Annotated in this window: 14 protein-coding genes; 5 read left to right on the plus strand and 9 right to left on the minus strand. The window is 74.0% G+C overall.

The features are described from left to right. Nucleotides 1–53 precede the first annotated feature (53 nt). Both cueR and D3273_RS09400 read left to right on the plus strand, forming a co-directional pair. Complete coding sequence (gene cueR, locus D3273_RS09395) at nt 54–458, plus strand: Cu(I)-responsive transcriptional regulator (RefSeq protein ID WP_129225768.1); 405 nt, start codon at nt 54–56, stop codon at nt 456–458. Beyond that, nucleotides 455–952 (plus strand): hypothetical protein, encoded by a 498-nt coding sequence (locus D3273_RS09400; RefSeq protein WP_129225770.1) that lies wholly within the window; start codon nt 455–457, stop codon nt 950–952. The genes cueR and D3273_RS09400 overlap by 4 nt, the downstream gene beginning before the upstream one ends. 37 nt (nt 953–989) lie before the next feature. Here the strand turns inward: D3273_RS09400 and D3273_RS09405 are convergent, their stop codons facing one another. The 5 genes from D3273_RS09405 to D3273_RS09425 form a co-directional block, all read right to left on the minus strand. Further along, nucleotides 990–2162 (minus strand): aldose 1-epimerase family protein, encoded by a 1173-nt coding sequence (locus tag D3273_RS09405; RefSeq protein ID WP_129225772.1) that lies wholly within the window; start codon nt 2160–2162, stop codon nt 990–992. 18 nt (nt 2163–2180) lie between these two features. After that, on the minus strand, nt 2181–2630 hold the full coding sequence (locus D3273_RS09410; RefSeq protein WP_129225774.1) for a cupin domain-containing protein: 450 nt from the start codon (nt 2628–2630) through the stop codon (nt 2181–2183). Next, nucleotides 2627–3397, minus strand: a complete 771-nt coding sequence (gloB, locus tag D3273_RS09415; protein ID WP_129225776.1) for a hydroxyacylglutathione hydrolase — start codon at nt 3395–3397, stop codon at nt 2627–2629. Before gloB ends, D3273_RS09410 begins: the two co-directional genes overlap by 4 nt. A gap of 208 nt (nt 3398–3605) precedes the next feature. Next, on the minus strand, nt 3606–6341 hold the full coding sequence (locus D3273_RS09420; protein ID WP_165359439.1) for a TIGR02302 family protein: 2736 nt from the start codon (nt 6339–6341) through the stop codon (nt 3606–3608). Nucleotides 6342–6436: 95 nt separating this feature from the next. After that, a complete protein-coding gene (locus tag D3273_RS09425; RefSeq protein ID WP_129225780.1) occupies nt 6437–7117 on the minus strand; it encodes a hypothetical protein in 681 nt (226 codons plus the stop codon). Nucleotides 7118–7571: 454 nt separating this feature from the next. Here D3273_RS09425 and D3273_RS09430 point away from each other — a divergent pair, with 454 nt between their 5' ends. Both D3273_RS09430 and D3273_RS09435 read left to right on the plus strand, forming a co-directional pair. Continuing rightward, complete coding sequence (locus D3273_RS09430) at nt 7572–9782, plus strand: TonB-dependent siderophore receptor (RefSeq protein ID WP_165359440.1); 2211 nt, start codon at nt 7572–7574, stop codon at nt 9780–9782. A 79-nt stretch (nt 9783–9861) separates the two neighbouring features. Then, complete coding sequence (locus D3273_RS09435; protein WP_129225784.1) at nt 9862–10458, plus strand: glutathione S-transferase family protein; 597 nt, start codon at nt 9862–9864, stop codon at nt 10456–10458. Between the two features lie 94 nt (nt 10459–10552). Here the strand turns inward: D3273_RS09435 and D3273_RS09440 are convergent, their stop codons facing one another. From D3273_RS09440 to D3273_RS09455, 4 genes are all read right to left on the minus strand, one after another. Next, nucleotides 10553–11236 carry an outer membrane protein gene (locus tag D3273_RS09440; protein ID WP_165359441.1) on the minus strand — a complete coding sequence of 228 codons (684 nt, stop codon included), beginning with the start codon at nt 11234–11236 and terminating at the stop codon, nt 10553–10555. Nucleotides 11237–11636: 400 nt separating this feature from the next. Next, nucleotides 11637–12674, minus strand: coding sequence for an NAD(P)/FAD-dependent oxidoreductase (locus tag D3273_RS09445; RefSeq protein ID WP_129225788.1), 1038 nt, complete (start codon nt 12672–12674; stop codon nt 11637–11639). Nucleotides 12675–12803: 129 nt separating this feature from the next. Beyond that, on the minus strand, nt 12804–13124 hold the full coding sequence (locus D3273_RS09450) for a 2Fe-2S iron-sulfur cluster-binding protein (RefSeq protein ID WP_129225790.1): 321 nt from the start codon (nt 13122–13124) through the stop codon (nt 12804–12806). A 282-nt stretch (nt 13125–13406) separates the two neighbouring features. After that, complete coding sequence (locus tag D3273_RS09455; protein WP_129225792.1) at nt 13407–13808, minus strand: Hpt domain-containing protein; 402 nt, start codon at nt 13806–13808, stop codon at nt 13407–13409. A 287-nt stretch (nt 13809–14095) separates the two neighbouring features. Here D3273_RS09455 and D3273_RS09460 point away from each other — a divergent pair, with 287 nt between their 5' ends. Beyond that, nucleotides 14096–22426, plus strand: a complete 8331-nt coding sequence (locus D3273_RS09460) for an apolipoprotein A-IV repeat region-like domain-containing protein (RefSeq protein ID WP_129225794.1) — start codon at nt 14096–14098, stop codon at nt 22424–22426. The last annotated feature ends 17 nt before the right edge of the window (nt 22427–22443 follow it).

Consider the following 22443-nt stretch of genomic DNA (forward strand, 5'->3'; position numbering starts at 1 on the left):
CTGGACCTTCCCATCATGGGAGGGTCAAGGGCTTTTCGCGGGGGATGGGACGGATGCAGATCGGGCAGGCCGCGAAGGCGTCGGGCGCCTCGGCGAAGATGATCCGGCACTATGAATCCATCGGCCTGATCGCACCGGCCGAGCGGCGGGACAGCAATTACCGCGACTATTCCTCCGACGACGTGGCGCGGCTGCAATTCGTGCGCCGCGCCCGCGACCTCGGCTTCCCCATCGACCGCATCCGCGAGCTGCTGGCGCTGTGGGGCGACCGCGGCCGGTCGAGCGCCGAGGTGAAGCGCATCGCGCTCGACCACGTCGCCGAGCTGGAGGAGCGCATCGCCGGGATGCGCGACATGGTGGCGACGCTGCACCGCCTGGCCGACGGCTGCGCCGGCGATGGACGGCCGGACTGCCCGATCATCGAGGGGCTGGCCGGGTGCAGGGCTTCGCAGGGATGATCGGGCGCAGCGGGCGGACAAGCCAGGGCTCGAAACCCGGCACCGCGGGCAGGCCAGGACGCGGTTACATCCTGACGTCCCTAGCCGTCGGCCTCGTGACCGCCCTGGCCATCGCACGGGCCGACTACCTCATCGGAGAAACGGTCGGCAAGGCCTGCAATGGCAGGTGGGACGTGGTCAGATGGTCCCTGATGGTCCACGCCTGCCACCTGTCCGATGTGAACCGTTTCGACGTCGTGAACGGCGGGTTCGCCGTCCTGGTCGTTCTGGTGGCACTGCTTCCAACCCTGCTCCCCCTCAGGATCGCGCTCGTGATCCCGGTGCTGATGTATCTGGGTGACGCCAGCCGGATGCATGCGACATTCGTCAGCACAGGACGCATCTATCCGGGGATCGAACTCTGGTGGTTGCCGATCTCGTGGCTGTCGATCTTGACTCTTCTTACCGCTGTCACGGTCGCAGTGTTTCGCCAGGCGAAACTATGGCTTCGATGACCTCGACGCGGACCGATGGTGGGCGCGCATCCCATCGTCACCGCAGGTCGGCGAACACCCCCGACGGCTCCGGATAGTCCTCCTCCGGCTGGCCGCCCACCGCGCTGATCCGACGCTCGGCCGCGGCGACCGCCCCCGCCCCGTCGAGCACCCTCAGCGTCAGGTCGTACCGCCGCTCCTCGCCGTGCTTGAGCATGGCCAATTCGCCCCGCTCCCGCGCGAAGGCGTGGCCCGGGACATGGTTGGTCCCCGGCTCGATCCCGAGCGCGTAGGCGCCGGCCTGGAAGTGCTGCCATTCGGTGAAGCAGGGCAGCTGCGCCTTCACGACCTCGACGGCGAGCCCGAAGCCGAGCGCGTCGTTGACCACCGCGTAGGGAACCCGCCCGTCGGCGTCGGCCGCGAGGTCGTGCTCCCACACCTGTTCGGTGAAGCCATCGCGGGGGCCCGGCATGGCCCGGTAGCCCACGCCCTGCCGCCGGTAGCCTTCCCCGGCGTGGGACGCCATCACGACGTCGGCCACCGGCGCCAGGAAGCGCGAGCCCTCGTCGAGCACGGGATAGCCGACGTTGAGGTGGTAGAGCAGCATGTGCGGCGTGTCGTAGAAGCCGTGGTTGACCACCCGGTCCAGGATGCGGATCTCGTCCGTCCCGACGTCGGCCTCGATGCGGCGGTGGAGGTGCAGGTCCTCGCCGAACACCGCCGACTGCCGCACCGTGCCCTCGCACCACAGCGTGCAGCGGTCGCCGTCCCAGCGCTCTCCGTATCCGCCGAGCCGCGCCGGCACGGTGCCGACCCGGCCGTGGATCGTGTGCTTCACGCTCGCACGCGGGCCGTAATGGTAGTGCGGCGCGGGCTCCTCGGCGTTGAAGCCGACGTGGTCGAGCCCGCAGGTGACGAGCAGGCCGGAGAAGGAGCGCAGGAAGCCGAGCCCCCCTTCCCCCTCCGTCTCGTGCAGGCCGGGGTGGCGGAAGCCGGTGGGCGACTGCCAGCCGACCGCGCGCCCCCTGTGCTCGCAGGCGCCGATGTCCATCGCCCGGTCCACCAGCACGTCGAAGGCCAGGCCCGTGCCGGTGCGGAACTCCAGCACCCGCACCCCGCGCTCGACGCCGTCGCCGAGCGTGACGAGGCGCACGCCCGCGAAGGCGGCGAGGCTGCCTGTGCGCCGCGCCAGGTCCAGGCGCGACATCGCGCGGCCGTGAAGCTCCACCATGGCCCTACCCCCGCGGCCCTATGAACGAGGCCTGGGCCGCCAGTTCGGCGGCGCCAGCTCGAAACCCTCGAAGCGGAAGCCGGGCGCCACCGTGCAGCCCACCAGCGTCCACGTGCCCATGCTGGCCGCCGTCTGCCAGCAGCCGGCCGGCACGGCGACCTGGGGGCTCTGCCCGGCGCGGACGTCCGGGCCGAGCCGGTGCGCGGACGCGTCGTGGCCGTTGGGCGACAGGGTGATGACCAGCGGCGCCCCGGCGTGGAAGTGCCAGACTTCCGCGGCATCCACCCGGTGCCATTCCGAGAACTCGTCCCCGGCCAGCAGGAACAGGATGGCGGTGGAGCGCGGGCGCCCGTCGGCGTCCACGGCCGTGTCGCGGAACGTTTCGCGGTAATGGCCGCCTTCGGGATGCGGGGCGAGGTCCAGCGCCCGGATCACCTCGCGGGCCGACAGCGCGGCGAGGTCGCTCACGCGCGGTTCTTCCGCTCGCGCAGGACGGCGAAGACGGCCGCCGGGTCGCCGCCGGGCAGGCCCGCGGCGGCCTGCACGGCCGGCACGGCGCAGCGCAGGAACGGGTTGGCGGCGAGTTCCAGCGACAGCGTGGTGGGCAGCGTCGGGTGCCCGGCGGCGCGCAGCCGCTCGACCTCGCCGGCGCGCTCCTTCAGCACGGCATTGCCGGGCTCGACCGTGAGGGCGAACCTGGCGTTCGACACCGTGTATTCGTGGCCCGCGTAGACCTGGGTCTCGCCGGGCAGCTGCGACAGCTTCAGCAGGGAGTCCCACATGGTCGCCAGGGGAGTCTCCATCACCCGACCGCAGCCGAGCGAGAACAGCGTGTCGCCGGCGAAGAGCGCGCCCGCTTCCTCGAACCAGTAGACGATGTGCCCCGCCGTGTGGCCCGGCGTCGCCAGCACCTTGGCGGCGAGGTGGCCGACGAGGACCTCGTCGCCCTCCTTCACCCCGAGGTCGAGGCCGCCGATCTTCGCCGCCTCGGCGGCCGGCCCGACGACGCGGATCCGGGGGAACTTGGCCTTCAACGCCGGGATGCCGTCGACGTGGTCGGCATGGTGGTGCGTCACCAGGATGTCGGTGAGCGTCCAGCCCGTCTCCTCCAGCGCCTTCAGCACCGCGCCGGCTTCCGGGGCGTCGATGGCGGCGGTCGAGCCGGTGGCCGAATCGTGGACCAGCACGCCGTAATTGTCGCTGCGGCAGGGGAACTGATGGAAATGCGCCGTCATGTCCGCGTCCTCGACTCGATGGGCCGGGTCGACGCTGTAGCGCGTCCCCCGATCGACCGCACCGCCCAATGCGCGGAAAGCTGTGCGGGATCGCCGGCGCCCCGGCATATTCGGGCGGGGCGGCGGTCCGCGCCGGCCGCGGACGACCGGCCGCCCGCCCGGGCGGCGAGCTTCGCCGAGGGCCGCTGGCGCCCGGATCCTCCGGTCGTCAGTAGCGCCTCAGCAGCCGCTCCAGGTAGTCCTGCTCGACCTGCGGGCGCGACGGGTCGCCGAGGCGTCGGCGCAGCTCGTCCAGCACCTGCCGGGCGCGGGCGCCGGAACCGCCGGGCAGCGGCGTTTCGCCGTTGCCGTTCCCCTGCAAGGGCCCCCGCTGCGGATGCATCTGGCGCCCGAGCGGGTCCGTCTGCTGGCCGTTCGGGCCGCCGGTGCCCCCGTCCTCGCCTTGGCCGTCCTCGGCGTCCTGCTGCGCCTGGCCCTGGCCCTGCCCGCCCTGGGCCATCTGCTTCTCGATGCCCTGCAGGCCCTGCTTCAGCTGGCTCAGCGCCCGGCCCTGCGCCCCCACCGCCTCGTCGTTGCCGCCCTGCCCTTTCCCGAGCGCCTCCTCGGCCTGCTTCATCGACCTGGCGGCGTCGTCGAAGCCCTTTTCGCCCTCAAGGCCCAGGTCGCGCATCTGCTTCTGCACCTGGCCGAGCTTCTGGCGGAGCGCGCCCTGGCGCCCCTGCAGGTCGGCGCCCTGGCCCTGCTTGCCGCCGGAACCGGCCGCGCCCTTCTGGCCCTGCCCGCCCGGCATGCGGCCGCCCTGCTGGCCACCGTCCTGCCCGCCGCCGTCCTGCTGGCTTTGGGCCCCGTCCGTCGGCTGCCCGTCGTCGCCCGGCCGACCTTCGGGCTGGTCGCCCCCGTCTTCCGCCTGGGCGTCCTCGTCGTCGTTCGGGTCGCCCTGGGCCTTGCGGTCCTCGCGGCCCTTCTTGAACGTGTCGTCGCGCAGCGCCTGCTGGTCGCGGGCCATCGCGTCGAGGTCGCGCATCGCCCCGTTCATCTGCCGCTGCGCCTGCGCCTGCGCGCCCGAGCGGCGCTTCGCGGTCTTCAGGTTGTCGAGCACGCCGCGGAGCTGGTCGAGCATGCGCTGCGCTTCGGCGGTGTCGCCGTCCTTCGCCGCCTGCTCCATGCGGTCGATCATCTTCTGGAGCTGGTCCGGCGTGATGGTCCGGGTCCTGGCGTCCGGGTCCCGGCGGTCGGCGCGCTGCGCCGGGTCGGCCTTCCGGGCCATCTCGGCCAGGTACTTGTCGAGTTGCCGCCGCAGCGCGTCGGTCAGGCGCTTCACCTCCTCGGGGGGCGCGTTGCGGGCGAGGGCGTCCTTCAATTCCCCCTGGAGCGCCTTGAGGTCGGCTTCCGTCTTCGACAGGTCGCCCTCCTCGATCTGCAGCGCCATCGCCCACAGCAGGTCGGCCACGCCGATCAGGTCCTCGTCGGTCCGGGCCGCGTCGAGCCGCGTCTTGGCGGTGCGCAGGCCGAGGAACACCGCGGGCGGCGTGGCGAAGACGTCGGGCGCCAGCGTCAGCGCGTCGAGCGCCGTGTCGACCGCCTCGTGGTGGTCCGGGTCGAGGACGAGGTCGCGCCGCTGCTCGACCAGAGCCCGCGCCAGCGGCTGGCCGAAGCCCCGCGCCGGCAGCACCAGGCTCGACGGCGCGCTGCGGCCGGTGTTGCCGCCCTCGTCATGCGCCGTCAGCACCATCGTCACGGTGGCGCCGGCCCAGGGGCTGTCGGCGAGGTCGGCGGTGGTTTCACCCTTGCCGAGCCCCCGCGGCGCGGCCGGCAGCGCCAGCGGCACCTTCGGGGGCGGCACCAGCGTGCGCCCGGTCACGGGCTTGCCGTTCACGATCGGGGCGGACAGCAGCGCTTCCGCGGACACCACGCCGTAATCGTCGCCGATCGCGTAGCGCAGCGTCAGCGAGCCGTGCCCGTTGCGCACCGGCGCGCCGTCGAGCGCGACCGTGGGCGGCAGGTCCGGGACCGCGCGGAGGTCGTAGGCGGCGACGGTCGCGCCGTCGCGCGTCACCGTCACCCGGCCGTCGCCGCCGAGCAGGAAGCGCCGTTCCGCGGAGGCCGCCGGGGGCGGGGACGCGGGCTGGGCGGCGGGAGCGGGCGTCGGGCCGGGCCCGGCCTCGCCGGCCGGCGCGGGCGTCACGCCCCCATCGGCGGCGACCTCGACCCGGCCTTCGCCCGCGGCCCGCACCACCACGACCGAGCCCGCCGGGGCCGACACGGGCGCGGTCCGCCCGTCGGCGGACGCCGGGGCGGCACCGGCCCCCGACAGCACCACAGGGGGGCGGCCCGTGTAGGCGGGAGGGTCGATCCAACCGTCGAGGCGGAACCCGGCCGCGGGCGTGCCGGCGCCGAACCAGTCGAAGGCGGCGGCGAGGCGCCCGCCGCGGTCCGGCCCCGCCGCGAAGGCCGAGGCGGCGGCGAGCAGCAGCGCCCCGGCCCGCAGCGCGTAGCGGTCGCGCTCCACCATGCGGGGCGACGGCGCGCGGACCCGGACGGCGCCGAGCGCCGCGTCCAGCCGTCGACGGTGCAGCGCCCAGAGCGCGCGGGTGGTGGCATCGGCCTGCGGGTCCGCGAGGGCGTCCTCGGCCGACGAGATGGGGCGGTGGGGCACGCCGGAATCGCGGTCGAGCCGCGCGAGCGCGTCGCGCCGGCCGGGCAGGCGGCGGCGCACGGCGTCCCGGACGACCGCGCCGAAGGCCACGGCGAAGAGCAGCACGCCGACCGGCCGCAGGGCGCGCGGCAGCACCGTCCAAAGGCCCGACCACGACACGGCCAGGAACAGCGCGGCGAGGGCCAGAACCCCGACGACGGCCGGCCACAACCGCTCGAACACCAGGACGGCCCTCGCCCGGGCGAGGAGCCGATCCAGCGTGCCCCGTCTCGCATCCGCGTCCGCCACGGCCACACTCCCGTCTCAGCGCATCCCGCGCCAGTCTAGGGACAAACGGGACGAAACGCGACCGGCCTAGGCCCCGCGGCGGCGAAGGGGCGCGGTCAGGCGGACGGGGTGGCGCCGTCGCTCCCCTGGGACGCGTAGGCTTCCAACGCCTTGAGGAGCTTCTGCAGCTTCGCGCTGTCGTCCGTCGACGACGTCGACGCGGTGGTCGAGGCCGTGGTCGAGGACGCCGTCGAAGCCGCATCCGTCGACGGGTCCGCGTCGTCCGACGGCGCAGGACCGGGCGGCGGCCCGGGGGGCGGGCCGCTGGGCCGTCCGGCGCCGGAGCGCGACGACGTGCCCGAAGCCCCGGACGTGCCCGACGTCCCGTCCGCGGTCGTGTCGCCGTCGCCGAGGTCGCTCGACAGCGTCGTCAGCAGGCTTTGCAGTCGCTCGAGGTCGGTCGCCAGGGTGTCGGACGCGGTGGTGCCGGACGCGGTGGTGTCGCTCGCCGTGGACGAGGTGGCGTCCGTGCTCGACCCGCTCGGATCGGACGCGTCGCCGTCGTCCGATCCGCTGCCGGTCTGCAGTTGCGACAGCACCGACATCAGGCTCGACATCGCCGACCCCAGGCCGCTCGCGTCGACTGACGGGGTCGCGGTCGAGCCGGAAGCCGCGGAGGTTTCGGTGTCGGTGGATGTCGCGGTCGCGTCGACGGCGGTCGCTTGGGCCGAGGCGGCCTTCTGGCTCTGTGCCAGGTGGTGATGGTGGTGGGACTGCGTGCTGAGCGAGACTGACAAGGGGATCTCCGTCGGGAGCCGGTTCGACGATGCGTGCCCGCCGGGAACGCCCCCGCCCCGGCTCCCCAAAACCGCGGCAGGACGACGTTCGACGTGGGACGCTTTCCCACTAACGCTTGGACGTTAAGGGCTCGCTAACGCTGATGCCACGGTGGCAGTCCGGCGCCGCCGCGGGCCGGATCCCCCTTCGACCCCTCCCCGCCCGCCCGACGGCACGGTCCGCGCCGTCCGGCACGGGGCGAAAGCGAAGTCCACTCCGGTCGAGACGACGATCGACCACCGGGAAGGCGCGATGAGATTGGAGCCGTTCTAGATATAAAATCGAGAATCAGAACAATTCCGATGTGAATGCTCGGGGTGAATTTCTGCTGTGACTTGCCGTCCGCCCGTTTAAACGACCGTCATTGAACAGAGTTCGACACGATCTCGAGGGTGAGCGGCGATGATGGGTGGGATGGAGCGTTTCTTCGGGGGGCCGCGGGCGGGCGGGACGACGGGTGATCGTCGCCTTCCGGCAGCGCTGATGGCGGGCTGCGCGGCGGCGGCCCTGTTGTCCGCCCTTCCAGCGCGGGCTCAGGCGGCGGGCGGCGCCGTGGAGCTCGACCCGATCGAGGTCCAGGGCCGGCCGGCCGAGCGGGCCGTCACGCCCTATGCGGCCGCCACCGGCCCGGTGCAGGGCTTCACCGCCACGGACAGCACGGCCGGCACCAAGACCGGCTCGAAGCTGAGCGAAACCCCGGCCTCCATCTCGGTCGTCGGCCGCGACCAGATCCGCGACACGGGCGCGCAATCGGTGTCGGAAGCGACGCGCTACACGGCCGGCGTGTTCTCGGACACGTCCGGCTTCGACCCGCGCTACGACCTGTACCAGATCCGCGGTTTCGCGGCCAGCGAGACAGGCTACTACCTCGATGGGCTGCAGCTCTTCTCCTACGCCTACGTGGCCTTCAAGGTGGAGCCCTGGAGCCTCGAGCGGATCGACATCCTGCGCGGGCCGGCCTCGTCCCTCTACGGCGGCGCCGGGTCGGGCGGCCTCATCGACGCCATCTCCAAGCGCCCCACCGCCGTGCCCTACCACAGGGTCGAGATCGGGGTGAACAACTACGGCAACGCTTACGCGGCCTTCGACCTCGGCGGGCCGGTGACCGAGGGCAGCCCCTGGTCCTACCGGGTGGCGGGGATCGGCCGCGCCGGCGGCACGCAGGTCGACCACATCGACGACGACCGCGGCAACATCTCGGCGGCCCTGTCCTACCGGCCGGACGGCGCCACGACCCTGACCTTCCTGGGCCAGTACCAGCGCGACTTCACCCAGGCGGCGCAGTTCCTCCCCTACGAGGGCACGGTCCGCCCGGCGCCCTACGGCCGGATCTCCACGAGCCTGTTCACCGGCGACACCGCGGTGTCCAAGTTCGAGCGCGAGCAGGCGTTCATGGGCTACGAGTTCGAGCACAGCTTCGCCAACGGCCTGACCCTGCGGCAGAACCTGCGCTACGCCTACGTGGACACGCACGAGGTGGGCCCCTACGGCGTCGGCTACCTGACCACGCCCGCCGCGGGCGACCTCGCGCGGTACAACTTCATCACGACCGACCGCGGCCGCGAGTTCACCCTGGACAACCAGGCCCAGGCGCGCCTGGACCTCGGCGGCGTGCAGCAGACCTTCCTGGCCGGGCTCGACTTCAAGCACTTTATCGTCAACGACAACAACGGCTCCTCGGCCGCCGCCCCGCTGAACGTGCTCCGTCCCGTCAACGGCATCGTCACGACGGCTCCCGGCACGCGCTACACGCTCGCCACCGAAACGCAGAGCGACGTCGGCCTCTACGCGCAGGACGAGATCAAGCTCGGCCGCTTCGTGGCCCTGCTGAGCGCGCGCGGGGACGTCGTCGACACGAGCATCAACAACCTGCTCTACCCGTCCCAAAGCTCGGACGGCACCCCGCACGCCCTCACGGGCCGCGCCGCCCTGCTCTACAACACGGATTGGGGCGTGAACCCCTACGTGGCCTACGGGACCTCGTTCGACCCCATCATCGGCCTCAACAGCACCACGCAGCAGGCCTACAAGCCCGAGGAAGGGGAAACCAAGGAGGTCGGCCTGAAGTACCAGGCGCCCACCCTGCCCGTCACGGCCTCGCTGGCGCTGTTCGACGTGACCCGGACCAACGTGCTGACGACCGACCCCGTCAACGTGCTGACCTCGGTCCAGACCGGCGAAGAACGCTCGCGCGGCATCGAGCTCCAGGCCAACGCCACGCTGGCCGAGGGGCTGAAGGCCGTCGGCTCCTTCACGGCGTTCCACATCACCAACACCAGGGACCTGAACACGGCGATCGTCGGCCGGGTCCCCTACGACACGCCCGAAACGCTGTCGTCGCTGTTCGTCGACTACACGATCCCGGACGGCGCCCTGCGCGGGCTCGGCTTCGGGGCGGGCGAGCGCTACGTGGGCCGCTCCTACGCCGATTCCGTGAACAGCTACAAGGTGCCGGACTATTGGCTGACCGACGCGGGCATCCACTACGAGCGCGACGGCTACCGCGTGGCCGTGACGGCGCAGAACCTGCTCGACAAGACCTACGTGAGCGGGTGCTACGGCGTCGCCTACTGCTTCTACGGCGACCGCCGCCGCGTCACCGCCTCGCTGAGCTACCAGTGGTGAGGAGGAGCGGGGGCGGCCGGCCCTGGCCGGCCCCGGCCCGACCTGTCAAGGTGCGCCGTCCGTTCCAGAAGGCCCGCCCATGATCCTCCGCTCCGCCCCCGCCTCGCCCTTCGGCCGCAAGGTCAAGATCGCCGCGGCCCTGCTCGGCCTGCCGGTCTCGGTCGTCGAGGCCGACACGACGAGCCCCACCGACTCGCTCCGCCGCGAGAACCCGCTGGGCAAGATCCCCACCCTGGTCCTCGACGACGGCACGACGCTGTTCGATTCCGCCGTCATCGTCGCCTACCTCGACGCCGTCGCGGGCGGAGACCGGCTCATCCCGTCGGCCATCGGGCCCCGGTTCGCGGCGCTGCGCCTCGAAGCCCTGGCGGACGGGCTGTGCGACGCCGCGCTGCTCCAGGTCTACGAGGCGCGCTGGCGCGGGCCGGACCGGCACGACGCCGCCTGGGTCGAGCACCAGGCCGGCAAGGTGTCGCGCGCGCTCGCGGCGCTGGAAGCCGCGCCGCCGCAGGGGCCGGCCACGGTCGGGTCGATCGCGCTCGCCTGCGCGCTCGGCTACCTCGACCTGCGCTTCGCCGGCGCGTGGCGCGACGGCCATCCGGCGCTCGTCGCCTGGCTCGACGGCTTCGCCGCCGAGGTGCCGAGCTTCGAAACGACGCGCGTGAAGGCGGCCTGAAACGCGTGAAAGGCCCGGCGGGGACCGCCGGGCCTTTCACGATGCGCGAGGGTCCGCCCCGGCGTCGGCGGATGGGGACCGGCCGGATCCCGCCTCAGAAGTGGTAGTTGATGCCGGCGGTGATGTTCGACGTGCTGATGCCGATGCGGCTCACGGCGGGCGTATAGGCGAAATTGTAGGCCTGGCCGAGGTCGGTATACAGGTACTGGACCTTGCCCGACAGGTTCGGCATGAAGGCGTATTCGGCGCCGGCGCCGATGGCGTAGCCGTTCAGGTAGTTGCTGTTCGCCGCGTAGAAGTTGTTCGGCGTGTCGTAGACGGTGGAATGCAGGTTGCCGCCGGCGTAGCCGCCCGTGACGAAGAACAGAGCGCGGTCGACTGCGTAGCCGGCCCGGGCGCGGATGGTGGTCTCGTAGTTGAGGTTGCTCTTCGCCGTCAGCGGCCCGGCCGAGGTCTGGTTGCTGCCGATGCCGGCATAATCGAAATCGGCTTCGAGGCCGAGGACGAAGCGCTGGTACTGGTAATTGTAGCCGAGCGTGACGCCGATGAGGCCGCCGTTGGGGGTCCCCGCCTGGGCGCGGCCGTTGCCGTTGGCATCGCCGAAGCCGTAGCCGCCGTTGATGCCGCCGTAGAAGCCCGTCCAGGTGAAGAGCGGCGCATAGGCCGGCGGGATGTAGGCCGGGGAGCGGCGGGGGAGATCGGCGGCGGACGCGCCGGACAGGGCCGAACCGCCCAGGACGGCCGACATCGCCACGGCCGCCAACAACAGATGCTTCATCATCGAACTCCGAACCACGCGGAACACTGCCGAGCCCGACGGATGGAAGTCCGTTTCCGTCGAGCCAACGCCAGATGTTTACCCTAACGCGGGGCATCCGAGCAAATATGGCGGCAAATTGTCTAAGTTACCGAATAGCGTAATGAGTCAAATGCAAACGTTCAGCTCTCGTTTACCTTGGCTATTCGAACCCGGACTGCGCGGCGGCGGCGAATTTGATTTTCGGGGCGGCGATACATCAGGGTGAACGGCGACTTAAAAGCGCCGTCTGATCTGGCGCGCGGCGGCCGGATGGTGCGCGGCCGGGCGAGGGGCGACCGCGACGGCCTGCCGGGAGAGCCCGCAGGGCGCGATGCCGCGCCGGTAGCGGGGGCGGGGGCGGGGCGGACCCCGCCCGCCGTCAGGCGACGCCGAGCTTCTTCTGGAGGTTGGTCGACGAGGTCGTGTACTGGAACGTCAGCCGCTTGTCGGGGAACACGTAGCGGTGGACCTTCTGGGCCGCCAGCGCGGCCTCGTGGAAGCCGGACAGGATGAGCTTCAGCTTGCCCGGGTAGCTGTTGATGTCGCCGACGGCGAAGATGCCGGGCACGCTGGTTTCGAACTTCTCGGTGTCGACCGGGATCAGGTTCTCGTGGAGGTTCAGGCCCCAGTCGGCCACCGGCCCGAGCTTCATGGTCAGGCCGAAGAACGGCAGCATGGCGTCGCAGGCGACGTCGGTCGTCGTGCCGTCGTCGTGCCGCACCGTCACCCCCGACAGCGCCCCGCCCTCGCCCCGCAGGGCCGTGACCTGGCCGATCTCCAGCCCCATGCGGCCCTCCGCGACGTGGCTGCGCATGGCGTTCACGGAATGGGGCGCGGCCCGGAAGGCGTCGCGGCGGTGGAGCACCGTCACGCGCTCCGCCACGGGCTGGAGGTTCAGCGCCCAGTCGAGCGCGGAATCGCCGCCGCCGACGACCAGCACGCGCTTGCCGGCGAACTGGTCCATCCTGCGCACGGCGTAGAACACGGACGAGTTCTCGTAGGCTTCGATGCCGGCGATGGGCGGCTTCTTCGGCTGGAACGACCCTCCGCCGGCGGCGATCAGCACGGCCTTGGCTTCGAAGGCCGTCCCGGCGTCCGTCCTCACGCGGAACAGGGGCGCGTCGGGGGTGCCGACCGGTTCCAGCGCCGCCACCATCTCGCCGAAGTGGAACTGGGGCGCGAAGGGCTTCGATTGTTCGAGCAGGTTGTCGACCAGCGCCTGGCCGGTGACGATGGGGAAGCCCGGGATGTCGTAGATGGGCTTTTCCGGGTAGAGTTCGGCGCACTGGCCGCCCGGCATGGACAGGATGTCGACGAGGTGCGCGCGCAGGTCGAGCAGCCCGAGCTCGAACACGGCGAAGAGCCCCACCGGCCCGGCTCCGACGATCAGCACGTCGGTCTTGATCATCTCGCCCATCCCGGTCCCCAACCCCACGCCCGCCGACCCGGGGCGGAAGCCGAAGCGGCGCCCGGGGCTGTCACTTGGACCATGCTACGGCGGCGGGCGCCGCGCGACAATCGACGCAGGGTGACGAAGATGCGTCGGTCAGCCCTGGCGGGACGGGGTGCGCAGCACGAGGCCGTCGAGCGGCGCCTTGACCTTGATCTGGCAGGACAGGCGGGACGTGGGCTGAACCTCGAAGGCGAAGTCGAGCATGTCCTCTTCCATCGGCTCGGCCTTGCCGGTCGCCGCCACCCACGCGGGGTCGACGTAGACGTGGCAGGTCGCGCAGGCGCAGGCGCCGCCGCATTCCGCCTCGATCTCGGGCACGCCGTTGCGGACGGCGGTTTCCATCACGGTGGCGCCTTCCTCGGCGTCGATCGTGCGGGACTGGCCGGCGGAATCTATGAAGGTGATCTTGACCATGCCTCGACCGATCCGCTCCGCACCGTGAAGCCGTCCCCCTGCGGTCCGGCCCGGGTCGCGGCAGGCGCCCCGGTTCGGGCGCGGCACCGCTGGCGCGGTTCTAGGGCAGATCACCCGCCTTGGCGAGGCCGCAGGCGGCGGGCGGAACCGCGCAGCCTCGGGCCCCGCCCTCCGGGCACGGATGCCGCCAGGGCGGATCGCCGCGGCGCGGGATGTGGGCGGGGGAGCCCGGGCACGGCCCGGGCATGGGGACGGGAGCCCGGGCATGGCCCGGGCCGGGGATCAGGCCGCGTCGAGCAGGCTGCCGATATAGCCGCAGGCCTCGTCGACGGCGGCCCGCATGGCGGCCCGGTCCGCGTCGCCCAGCGCCGCATGGTCGCGGCCGCGCAGCGACGCCTCGTAGGTTTCCGCCAGGGTGGCGACGCGATGCGCGCCCACGACCCGGGCCGAGCCCACCAGCGTGTGGAGGAGGTCGCCCGCCGGCAGGCTCGCCACGGAATCGTCGCCCACCTCGGCGTCGAGCCCGCCCTGGATCTGCCGCGCCTGCCGCATGAACAGCCTCAGCAGCTCGGTTTCCAGCCGCTTGTCGCCGAAGCATTGGCGGGTCAGGTGGACGAGGTCGACCGGGCGCTCGCCGGTTTGGCGCTCGGCGAGGACGTCCGATCGAAGGGCGGAGGATCTCATACGCGACTCCTGCAGTCTGTCTCGGTGGGGCGGTTTCGGCCCCCTGCCCCGTCGAACGGCGGGCGGCGCCGTCGAGGGCGCAGGGCATGAGGTTTCGGGGGTGAACAAGCCGTTAACGACGTTGCCCGAAGCCGTTTGGGGGTGGTTTCAATCCCCGGAGCCTCCGAGTAGACTGGGATTTGGTTAATGTTTCGCATTCGATCCATCAGTTCCGCCCCCGCCGGCGCGGGGCCGGCGGCGACGCGTTGCTCCTGACCGCGTGAGTTCCCGATCCGGGTGAGGCGAGTATGGCCGTACAGAACGAAGCCAAGGATCCGGCGGCCGCCGCGCTCCTGGCCATCGAGGAAGCGCTCAACCTCGTCAAACTCGATTCCGAACCCGGCGCGGGACCGGACGCCCCGGCGTTGGGCGGCGCGGGCCGGGCGCCGGACCGCGACGCCGCGGGCCCTCTGCCCCGCATGACGGCCGACCGCGGCGGCCCGCTTCCCGCCGACGCGCCCTCCATCGGCCCCGCCGAAGGCGCCAGCCGCCCGGCGGGGCGCGCGACGGCCGGCCTGCCGCCGGCCGGGACCCTTTCGGCGGGCGGCGGCCTGTCGGCGGCGAACCTCCATGCCAACGACGACCGGCGCTCCGTGGGCCAGCTCCTCGCCGCCCTGCAGACCCGTCCGAGCGGCGCGCCCTTCGCGCTGGCGCTCGCCGGCTCGCTCGCCTGGGCCCTCGCATGCGGCTACGGGCTCGTGGCCGGCGGCACCTTCGGCGGGGGCCTGTCGGCGGCGAGCCTCGCCCGCCCCGAGGTGCTCGGCGGCATCGGAGCCCTGGTGGGCCCGGTCGTGTTCTTCTTCATCATCGCGGCCCTGATGCGCCGCACCCAGGAGATGCGCCTCACCACGCGCTCCATGGCGGCCATCGCGGTCCGGCTCGCCGAGCCCGAAACCATCGCCACCGAGCAGGTGATGAGCCTGTCGCAGGCCATCCGCCGCGAAGTCGCCTCCATGGGCGACGGGCTGGAGCGCGCGCTCGCCCGCGCCGGCGAGCTCGAAACCATCGTGCGCAACGAGGTCGCTAACCTCGAACGCTCCTACACCGACAACGAGCGCCGGATCCGCTCGATGATCGACGAGCTGACGGTGGAGCGCGAAGCCATCGTGGTGAACGCCGACCGCGTGCGCGGCGCCATCGCGGGCGCCCACGAGGGCCTGGCGCGCGACCTCGACTCCGTGTCCGAGCAGCTCACCGCCAGCGTGGCGGAAGCGGGCGCCCGCGTCACCGAGGCGCTGGACGTCAAGGGCCGCGAGATCGCCGAATCCATGGCGCTGGTCGGCGACGGCACGGCCGCCGCCATCGGCCAGCACGGTGCCGGCATCGCCGACCGCTTGAACGCCGCGGCCGACGACGTGGCGCAGCGCCTCGACGCCGCCACCGACCGCGTGTCGCGCGAGGTGGCCGACCAGGTCGCCTCGGTCGACGAGCGCCTGCGCCAGACCGGCGACGACCTCGTCGCCCACCTGGCCACCCGCGGCGACGCCGTGGCGGAGCGCGTAGACCTCCTCGCCATGCGCATCGGCGACGACGTGTCGGCGCGCGGCGACGCCTTGGCGGGCCGCCTGACCCGCATCCAGGAGGAGCTGCGCGAGGTCGTGACGACCTACGGCACGGCGCTGAACGGCACCCTGCAGGCCACGGGCGAGCGCATCGCGACCCGCATCGGCGAGCGCGCCGAGGCGGTGGCGGCCGATTTCGAAACCGCCAGCGAGAACATCGCGTCGCTGTTCGACATCCGCCGCGCCGAGCTCAACGCTTCGGCCGAAGGGCTGGCGTCCCTGCTCCACGACCGCACCGCCGCCGCGCAGGCGGCCTTCGACGCCGTCCAGGGCGACCTCGCCGCCATCTTCGAAACGCGCCTCGACGACCTGTCGGGCTTCGGCAAGGGCGTGGTGCGCTCCATCGACGAGCGCGCCGCGGCATCGCGCGCCTCGTTCCAGTCGGCCGCCGCCGACCTGCAGATCATGATCGAGGACCGCGAAGCCCAGCTGGCCGAGGTGGCGGAGCGGGCCACCGCGGCGGTGGCGGCCCGCGCCGGCGAAGCGCGCGACGGCATCGCGGCCGCGAGCGCCGAACTCGACGCCCTGCTGGAGCGCCACCAGTCCGCCCTCGACGCCGCGCGCGAGCGCCTCGCCGGCCGCGTCGGCGAGCACGCCGCGGGCGTTCGCGCCGCCTTCGACGCGTCCAACGACAACATGAACCGCGCCTTCGCGGAGCGGGAAGCCCGGATCGCCGACGCCGGCGACCGGCTCGCCGCCCTGATGCGCGGCACCGGCTACCGCGACGACCTCGACCGCTCCGCCGCCACCCTGGCCGAAGCGATCGACGCCCACCGCGCCGACCTCGCCGCCACGGGCGACCGCCTGTCGGGCCTGCTGGACGGCCACCTGTCCGGCACCCGCGAGGTCACCGAAGCCGCCAACGCCGACCTCGACCGGCTGTTCACCGACGGCCAGACCCGCACGGTCGCGCTGGCCGACGGCCTCGCCGCGACCCTCGGCGAGCGCTTGGCCGCCGTTCAGGACGCGCTCGGCCAGCTCCACGTCGCCATCGACGCCCATCGCGACGACCTCGGCACCGTGTCGAACAACGTCGCGGGCCTGCTCGACCACCACGTCGCCGCCACCCGCGACGCGGTCGACGGCTCCGCCGCCGCGATCGACGGGGCGCTGGACGCGCGCCGCGCCGAGCTGCAGCTCGCCGCGGACCGCATGGGCGAGCTCGTCGAGCACCACCTCGGCACCGCCCGCGGCCTGATCGAGGACGCCGGCACCTCCTTCGACACCCTGCTGACCGAGCGCCAGCGCGACCTCGCCGAGGCCGGCGACCGCTTGGCCGCGATGCTCGACGCGCGCGGCGGCGACATCGGCGGCTCGACCGACCGGCTGGAAACCCTGCTCGACGGCCACGCGACCCAGATCCGGGCCGCCATGGACGGCGCCGCCGAAGCCCTCGACGCCGCCCTGGCGTCGCGCCAGGCCGCGCTCGCCGCGACGGTGGACGCCGCCGCGGCCGCCCTCGACGGCATGGGCGCCGCGGGCGACGGCCTCGCGGCCGGGCTCGACGCCCGCCTCGCCGCGACCCGCGACGCCGTGGACGGCGCGCGCCGCGCCATGGACCAGGACAGCGCCGGCATCGTCGCCGCCGTGGAGCGCCATGCCGCGCTGGTCGAGCAGCGGTCCGCCGCCGCCGGAGCCGCGGCGGCCGGCGCCGGCGAAGCGCTGGAACGCGTCCTCGACGGCCACCACGCCCGCTTCGTCGCGGCCGGCGAAGCCCTGGCGGCCGCCATCGCGGCCCGCGCCGCGGAAGCGCAGGCGGCCCTGGCGGGCTCGGACGACGCCGTCGGCCGGACGCTCGACGCCCACAACGCGCGGCTGCGCGACGCGGACGAAAGCTTCGCCGCCCTGGTGGCCGAGCGCACGCGGGCGGCCCGCGACGGCCTGAGCGGCCTGTCGGCCGCGCTGGAGCGCGCGCTCGCCGACGGGGAAGAGCGCATCGCGGCCGTGGGCGGCCGCATGCTGGCCGACGTCGAAGCGCGGACAGCGGCGGCCCGCGACGCGCTCGCCGCCTCGGGCGAGGCCGTGGACGCCGCCTTCGAAGCGCAGCGCCGCAAGATCGTCGCCGCCGGCGACGACCTGGTCGGCGCCGTCGAGGACCGCACGGCCCACCTCAACGCGTCGCTGTTCGACGCCGGCGAAGCGCTCGGCCGCAACCTCGAGGACGGCGAAGCCCGCCTGTTCGCCGCGGGCGACCACCTCCTCGCCGCGCTCGACGAGCGCACCCAGGCGGCGCGCGACGCGTTGGCGCAGTCCGGCGACGCCCTGGCCGAGATCGTGGCCGGGCGGGGCGCGGACCTCGGCGGCCTCAACGAGGTGCTGGCCCAGCGGCTGGACGAGCATGTGGCCGCGACCCGCGGCGTCATCGGGGACGCCGAGGGCGCCTTCGAGCGCCTGTTCGCCGACCGCCGCACGGCGCTCGGCACCGCCGCCGCCGAGGCCGCCATCCTCATCGAGGAGCGCACCGCCGCGGCCCGGGGCGCCCTCGCGGCGTCGGGCGAGGACCTGCGCCGGCTCCTGCAGGAGCGCGAAGAGCTCCTGAACCGGGACGGCAACCGCCTCGTCGCCCTCATCGCCGATCGCACCGCGGAAGCGAGCCGCCTCCTCGACGCGTCCGGCGGCGCGCTCGACCGCACGCTGGGCGGCCACCGCGACGCGCTGGCGGCGACCGGCGACGGCATCGCTTCCGCCATCGAGGCCCGCACAGCCGCGGCGCGCGACGCGCTCGAAGGCTCCGTCGGCGACCTCCGCCGCGTGTTCGAAGGGCGCGAGGATTCCGTGCGCGGCGTCCTGGCCCAGCACGTCGACGCGCTGCGCGACAGCTTCGTCGAGGCGACCGAGACGGCGCTGTCGGGCCTCGGCCGCACGGCCGGCACGCTGCACCGCCGGTTCGGCGAAACCGCGGGCGAGGCCATCGCGGCCATCGGCACGCACGGCGACCGGCTCAACGCCAGCGTGGCGGACCGCATCGCCCAGTTCGAAAGCGCGGTGCTGGAGCCCGGCGGCGCCCTGGCGGACGCCATCGCGGCCCAGGCCGACCGGCTCGCCGCCGAGCTCGGCGCCGGGGGCGCCCGCATCGAGTCGGCCTTCGCCGACCATGCCACCGCCTACAACGACGGGGTGGCCCGCCACGTCGACGACCTGACCCGATCCATCGATCGCCACCTCGGCGCGCTCGACGCCGTGGTGGGCGACAAGGGCGGCGCCCTGGCCAACCGCCTGGGCGAGCGCGTCCGCGACGCCGAGGCCGGCTTCGACCGCCAGGTCGACAGCTTCGCCGAACGGGTGGACGCGCGCGCCGAAGGGCTACGCGCCGCGATCGAGGGGGCCTTCGGGCAGGTCGAGGCGGGGTTCGACGGGCGCCGCAGCGCGCTCGACGAGGCGCTGGCGCTGCGCGCGCTCGAACTCACGCAGGTGCTCGACGACGGCAGCCGCGCCGTCGGCCGCGCGCTCGACGGGCGCGCCGGGGAGATCGACGCCGCGCTGGTGGCCCGCTCGCGCGAGATCGCCGACGTGTTGGCCGACCGCACCGCCGCCCTCCAATCCGCGCTGGGATCCCGCTCGGACGAGATCGCCGCCGCTGCGGCGCGCCTCGGCGCCCTGGCGGCCGAGCTCGATGCCGGCACGGGCCTCGCCGACGAGCGGCTCGCCGCCCGCGCCGAGGAACTCGGCCGCGTCGCCGCCGCCGGCACGGAAGGCATCGGCCGGGCGCTCGACGGCTCGGCGTCGCGTGTGACCGAGCTGCTCGACCGCCGCGTCGACGGGGTCCGCCGCGCCTTCGCGGACGCGACCGCCGCGGCCGCCGCCGCCCTCGAAGACCGCACCGCCTGGATGCGCGACGCGCTGGGCAGCCGCCTCGACGAGGTCGAGACCGCCCTGGACTCCGCGTCCGACCGCCTCGGGGCGACGCTCGGCGACGGGGCGACCCGGATCGAGGGCGCGTTGGCGGAACACGTCGAGGCCGTCCAGGCGGCGGTCGACGCCGGCGCGTCCACGCTGCGCGGCGCCGGCGCGGAACTCGGCGCCGAGGTCGGCGCCGTCGGGGAAACCCTGACGGGTCACATCGGCGCGCTGCGCTCGACCCTGCGCAGCTCCGTCGAAACCCTCGACGGCACGCTCGACTCCCACGCCGCCGAAGTCGGCCGCCGGGTGGACGAGCTGAACGCCGTGCTCGACGCCCGTTCGGGCGAGATCCGCGACGCCGTCGAGACCCGCACTCGCGACATCGACGCGGTGCTGGGCACCCACGTCGCCGACCTGCGCGGCGCGCTGGACGGCGCGCTCGCCGACATCGGGGCGACGCTCGGCGGGCGGGCGATCGAGATCGGCGATGCCGTGACGGGCGGCGCCCTCGACCTGTCGCGCCACTTCACCGTGCATCTCGCGGCGCTGCGCCGCACCTTGGAAGAAACGCTCGGCGGGCTCGATGCCGCGCTGGGCACCCATGCGGCGGGCGTCAACGAGGCGCTGGCCGGCACGGGCCGCGACGTCGACCTGGCCGTGCAGGGCCAGGTCGCCGCCCTGCGCGACCTGCTCGACGGCGCCGTCCACGCGGTCGACGGGGCGCTGGCGACCCGGGCGGTCGAGATCCACGGCGTGCTGGCCGACCGCGTCGGAGACATCGACGCCGGCATCGCCGCCCAGGTGGCCGAGCTGGGGCGCCTGCTCGACGCGGCGCAGCACGGCCTCGACGGCGCGCTGGGGTCCCGCGCGGACGCCATCAAGGACGCGCTGGCGGCGGGGTCGGAGGACCTCAACGCCACCCTGAAGACCCATGCGGCCGGGCTGCAGCTGCTGCTCGACGGCGCCGCGCGCCGCATGGACGGGGAGCTCGGCGCCCGCACGGGCGAGCTCGACCGGACGCTGGCGCGGCGGGCCGCCGAGGTGGAAAACGCCGTTCTGGCCCACGCCGACGACTTCGGGCGAGGCGTCGACGCGTCCCTGGAGCGGCTCGACGGCATGCTGGGCGCGCGGGCCGACGAGATCGCCGGCGCCCTCGACAGCCGCCGCGGCGACATCGAGGCGGCCCTGTCGTCGAACCTCGATGCCCTGAAGGGCCTGCTGGACGCGGCGGCCGGCGACCTCGACCGCGCGGTCGGGGCGCACGGCGCCGAGGCCGGCACCGCGCTGAAGGCCCGCATCGACGCCGTGCTGGCCTCGGTGGGCGCCCGCATGGACGACGTGTCGGCGGCGCTCGACACCCGCGGCCGCGGGCTGTCGGACGCCTTGGCGGAACGTTCGGGCGAGCTGCGCCAGCTGTTCGAGCGCGAGGGTGCGCTGCTGGTCGACCTGCTGTCGGCGCGCGGCGGCGACGTCGTCCAGGCCCTGGCGGGCGCCGGCGAAACGGTGGCGACCACCATCGACGAGCGCGCCAGCCACCTCCTGTCGGGCCTCGACGCCCGGCTCGGCGACCTCGACGGCCGCGTGCTCGGCTTCGACGAGAAGGGCGCCGAGATCGCCGCCGCCGTGGCGCGGGCCGGCGACGGCCTCCGCGGCGCGCTGGACGAGGCCGCCATCCGCTCGCTGTCGGTGGTGGCGACCACCGGCGAAGACCTGCGGCGGGGCCTCGCGGCCCTCATCGCCCGGATCGACGCCGCCAGCGGTGCCCTGTCGGGCCTGCTCGAGCGCGCGGGTTCCGGCCTCGAAGCGGTCGAGGGGGCGCTCGGCGTCCGCGTCGTGGCCTTCGGCGAGATGCTCGACGGCGTCGGCCGGCAGGTCGAGGCCATGCGGTCCACCGCCGGCGTGGCGCTCCACGACGCGGGTTCGGTGGCGGGCGCGCTGGAACAGCACCACCGCGCGCTGGCGGGGTCGGCGCGCGACCTGCGCGCCACCCACGAGGCCGTGGAATCCGAGATCGAGCGGCGGCGCCTCGCCCTCGACGCGCTGGCGTCGAGCATCGGCGACCGGGCCGGCGAACTCGACGCCGCGATGGGGCACTTCACCGTGCTGATCGACGAAACGCTGGGCGCCGCGGAAAGCCGCGCCCGCGACCTCGGCACCTACCTGGCCGAGGCTGCCCAGGCGGCCGCCGGCGCGGTGGGCGATCACTTCGACGAGGTGCGCTCCGCGACGGGCCGCGAAGGCGAAAGGGCCGCCGCGGCGCTCGAGGAGGCCTATGCCGGGGCGGTGCGCGACATGGAGCGGCTGTTCGCCGACGCCGTGGAGCGGTTCCGCGGCTCGGCCGGCGAAGTGCAGGGCATGGCGGCCGAGATCGCCCGCCAGTTCGAGGACGCCCGCGACGACCTGCGGCGCGCCACGATCGAGCTGCCGCGCGAAACCGCCGAGCAGGCGCAGGAGGTCCGCCGCGTCATCGGCCAGCAGGTCGAGGCGTTGGAAGCCCTGACGGCGCTGATCGCCCACGTGGGCGAGGGCGAGGACGGCGCCGCCCTGCCGCGCGAGCGGCCGGCCGCCTCACGCACGCTGTCCGCCCCGGCCCCCGCGCTTCCCGCCCCCGGGAGCCCGGCGTCCTCGGCCCCGTCGCCCGCGGGTCAGGTTTCCACGTCGACGGCCCTGGGCAAGGGCGGCAAGCGCGGCGGCTGGCTGTCCGACCTCCTGGCCAAGGTCGACCGCGACGACGCGGCCGACGAGGCCACGCGGGCGGAAGCGCCGCAGCCCGACGCGGTGCCGGTCCCGGCCGCGCCGCCGGTGCTGGCCGGCGAAGCCGGCGGCACGGCGGGCGCTCTGGCGGCCCTCGACGGCGTGGCGTCCAACATCGCGCGGCTGATCTACGACAGCGCGCTGATCGATGCCTGGGACCGCCACGCCCAGGGCGAGCGCGGCGCCTTCACGGAGCGGCTCTACACGCCCGCGGGCCTGACGAGCTTCGCCGAGATCCGCCGCCGCTACGAGGCGGACGCGGCCTTCCGCGAAACCGTCGACCGCTACCTCGGCGAGTTCGAGCGGCTGCTGCGCGGTGCGGGCAGCGGCGACACGGACGGCGCGCGGGTGCGCGGCATCGTCGCGGCCGCCACCGGCAAGGTGTACGTGCTTCTGGCCCACGCGGCGGGGCGGCTCGATTGAGCCGCTTCCGCCGGGGC

The sequence above is a fragment of the Lichenibacterium minor genome (assembly GCF_004137685.1).
Classification (GTDB): Bacteria; Pseudomonadota; Alphaproteobacteria; order Rhizobiales; family Beijerinckiaceae; genus Lichenihabitans; species Lichenihabitans minor.

Bases quoted from the DNA above. Each gene is read 5' to 3' on its own strand.
- cueR (WP_129225768.1), top strand. From the start codon at position 54: ATGCAGATCGGGCAGGCCGCGAAGGCGTCGGGCGCCTCGGCGAAGATG.
- D3273_RS09400 (WP_129225770.1), top strand. From the start codon at position 455: ATGATCGGGCGCAGCGGGCGGACAAGCCAGGGCTCGAAACCCGGCACC.
- D3273_RS09405 (WP_129225772.1), bottom strand. From the start codon at position 2,162: ATGGTGGAGCTTCACGGCCGCGCGATGTCGCGCCTGGACCTGGCGCGG.
- gloB (WP_129225776.1), bottom strand. From the start codon at position 3,397: ATGACGGCGCATTTCCATCAGTTCCCCTGCCGCAGCGACAATTACGGC.
- D3273_RS09430 (WP_165359440.1), top strand. From the start codon at position 7,572: ATGGAGCGTTTCTTCGGGGGGCCGCGGGCGGGCGGGACGACGGGTGAT.
- D3273_RS09435 (WP_129225784.1), top strand. From the start codon at position 9,862: ATGATCCTCCGCTCCGCCCCCGCCTCGCCCTTCGGCCGCAAGGTCAAG.
- D3273_RS09440 (WP_165359441.1), bottom strand. From the start codon at position 11,236: ATGAAGCATCTGTTGTTGGCGGCCGTGGCGATGTCGGCCGTCCTGGGC.
- D3273_RS09445 (WP_129225788.1), bottom strand. From the start codon at position 12,674: ATGGGCGAGATGATCAAGACCGACGTGCTGATCGTCGGAGCCGGGCCG.
- D3273_RS09450 (WP_129225790.1), bottom strand. From the start codon at position 13,124: ATGGTCAAGATCACCTTCATAGATTCCGCCGGCCAGTCCCGCACGATC.
- D3273_RS09455 (WP_129225792.1), bottom strand. From the start codon at position 13,808: ATGAGATCCTCCGCCCTTCGATCGGACGTCCTCGCCGAGCGCCAAACC.
- D3273_RS09460 (WP_129225794.1), top strand. From the start codon at position 14,096: ATGGCCGTACAGAACGAAGCCAAGGATCCGGCGGCCGCCGCGCTCCTG.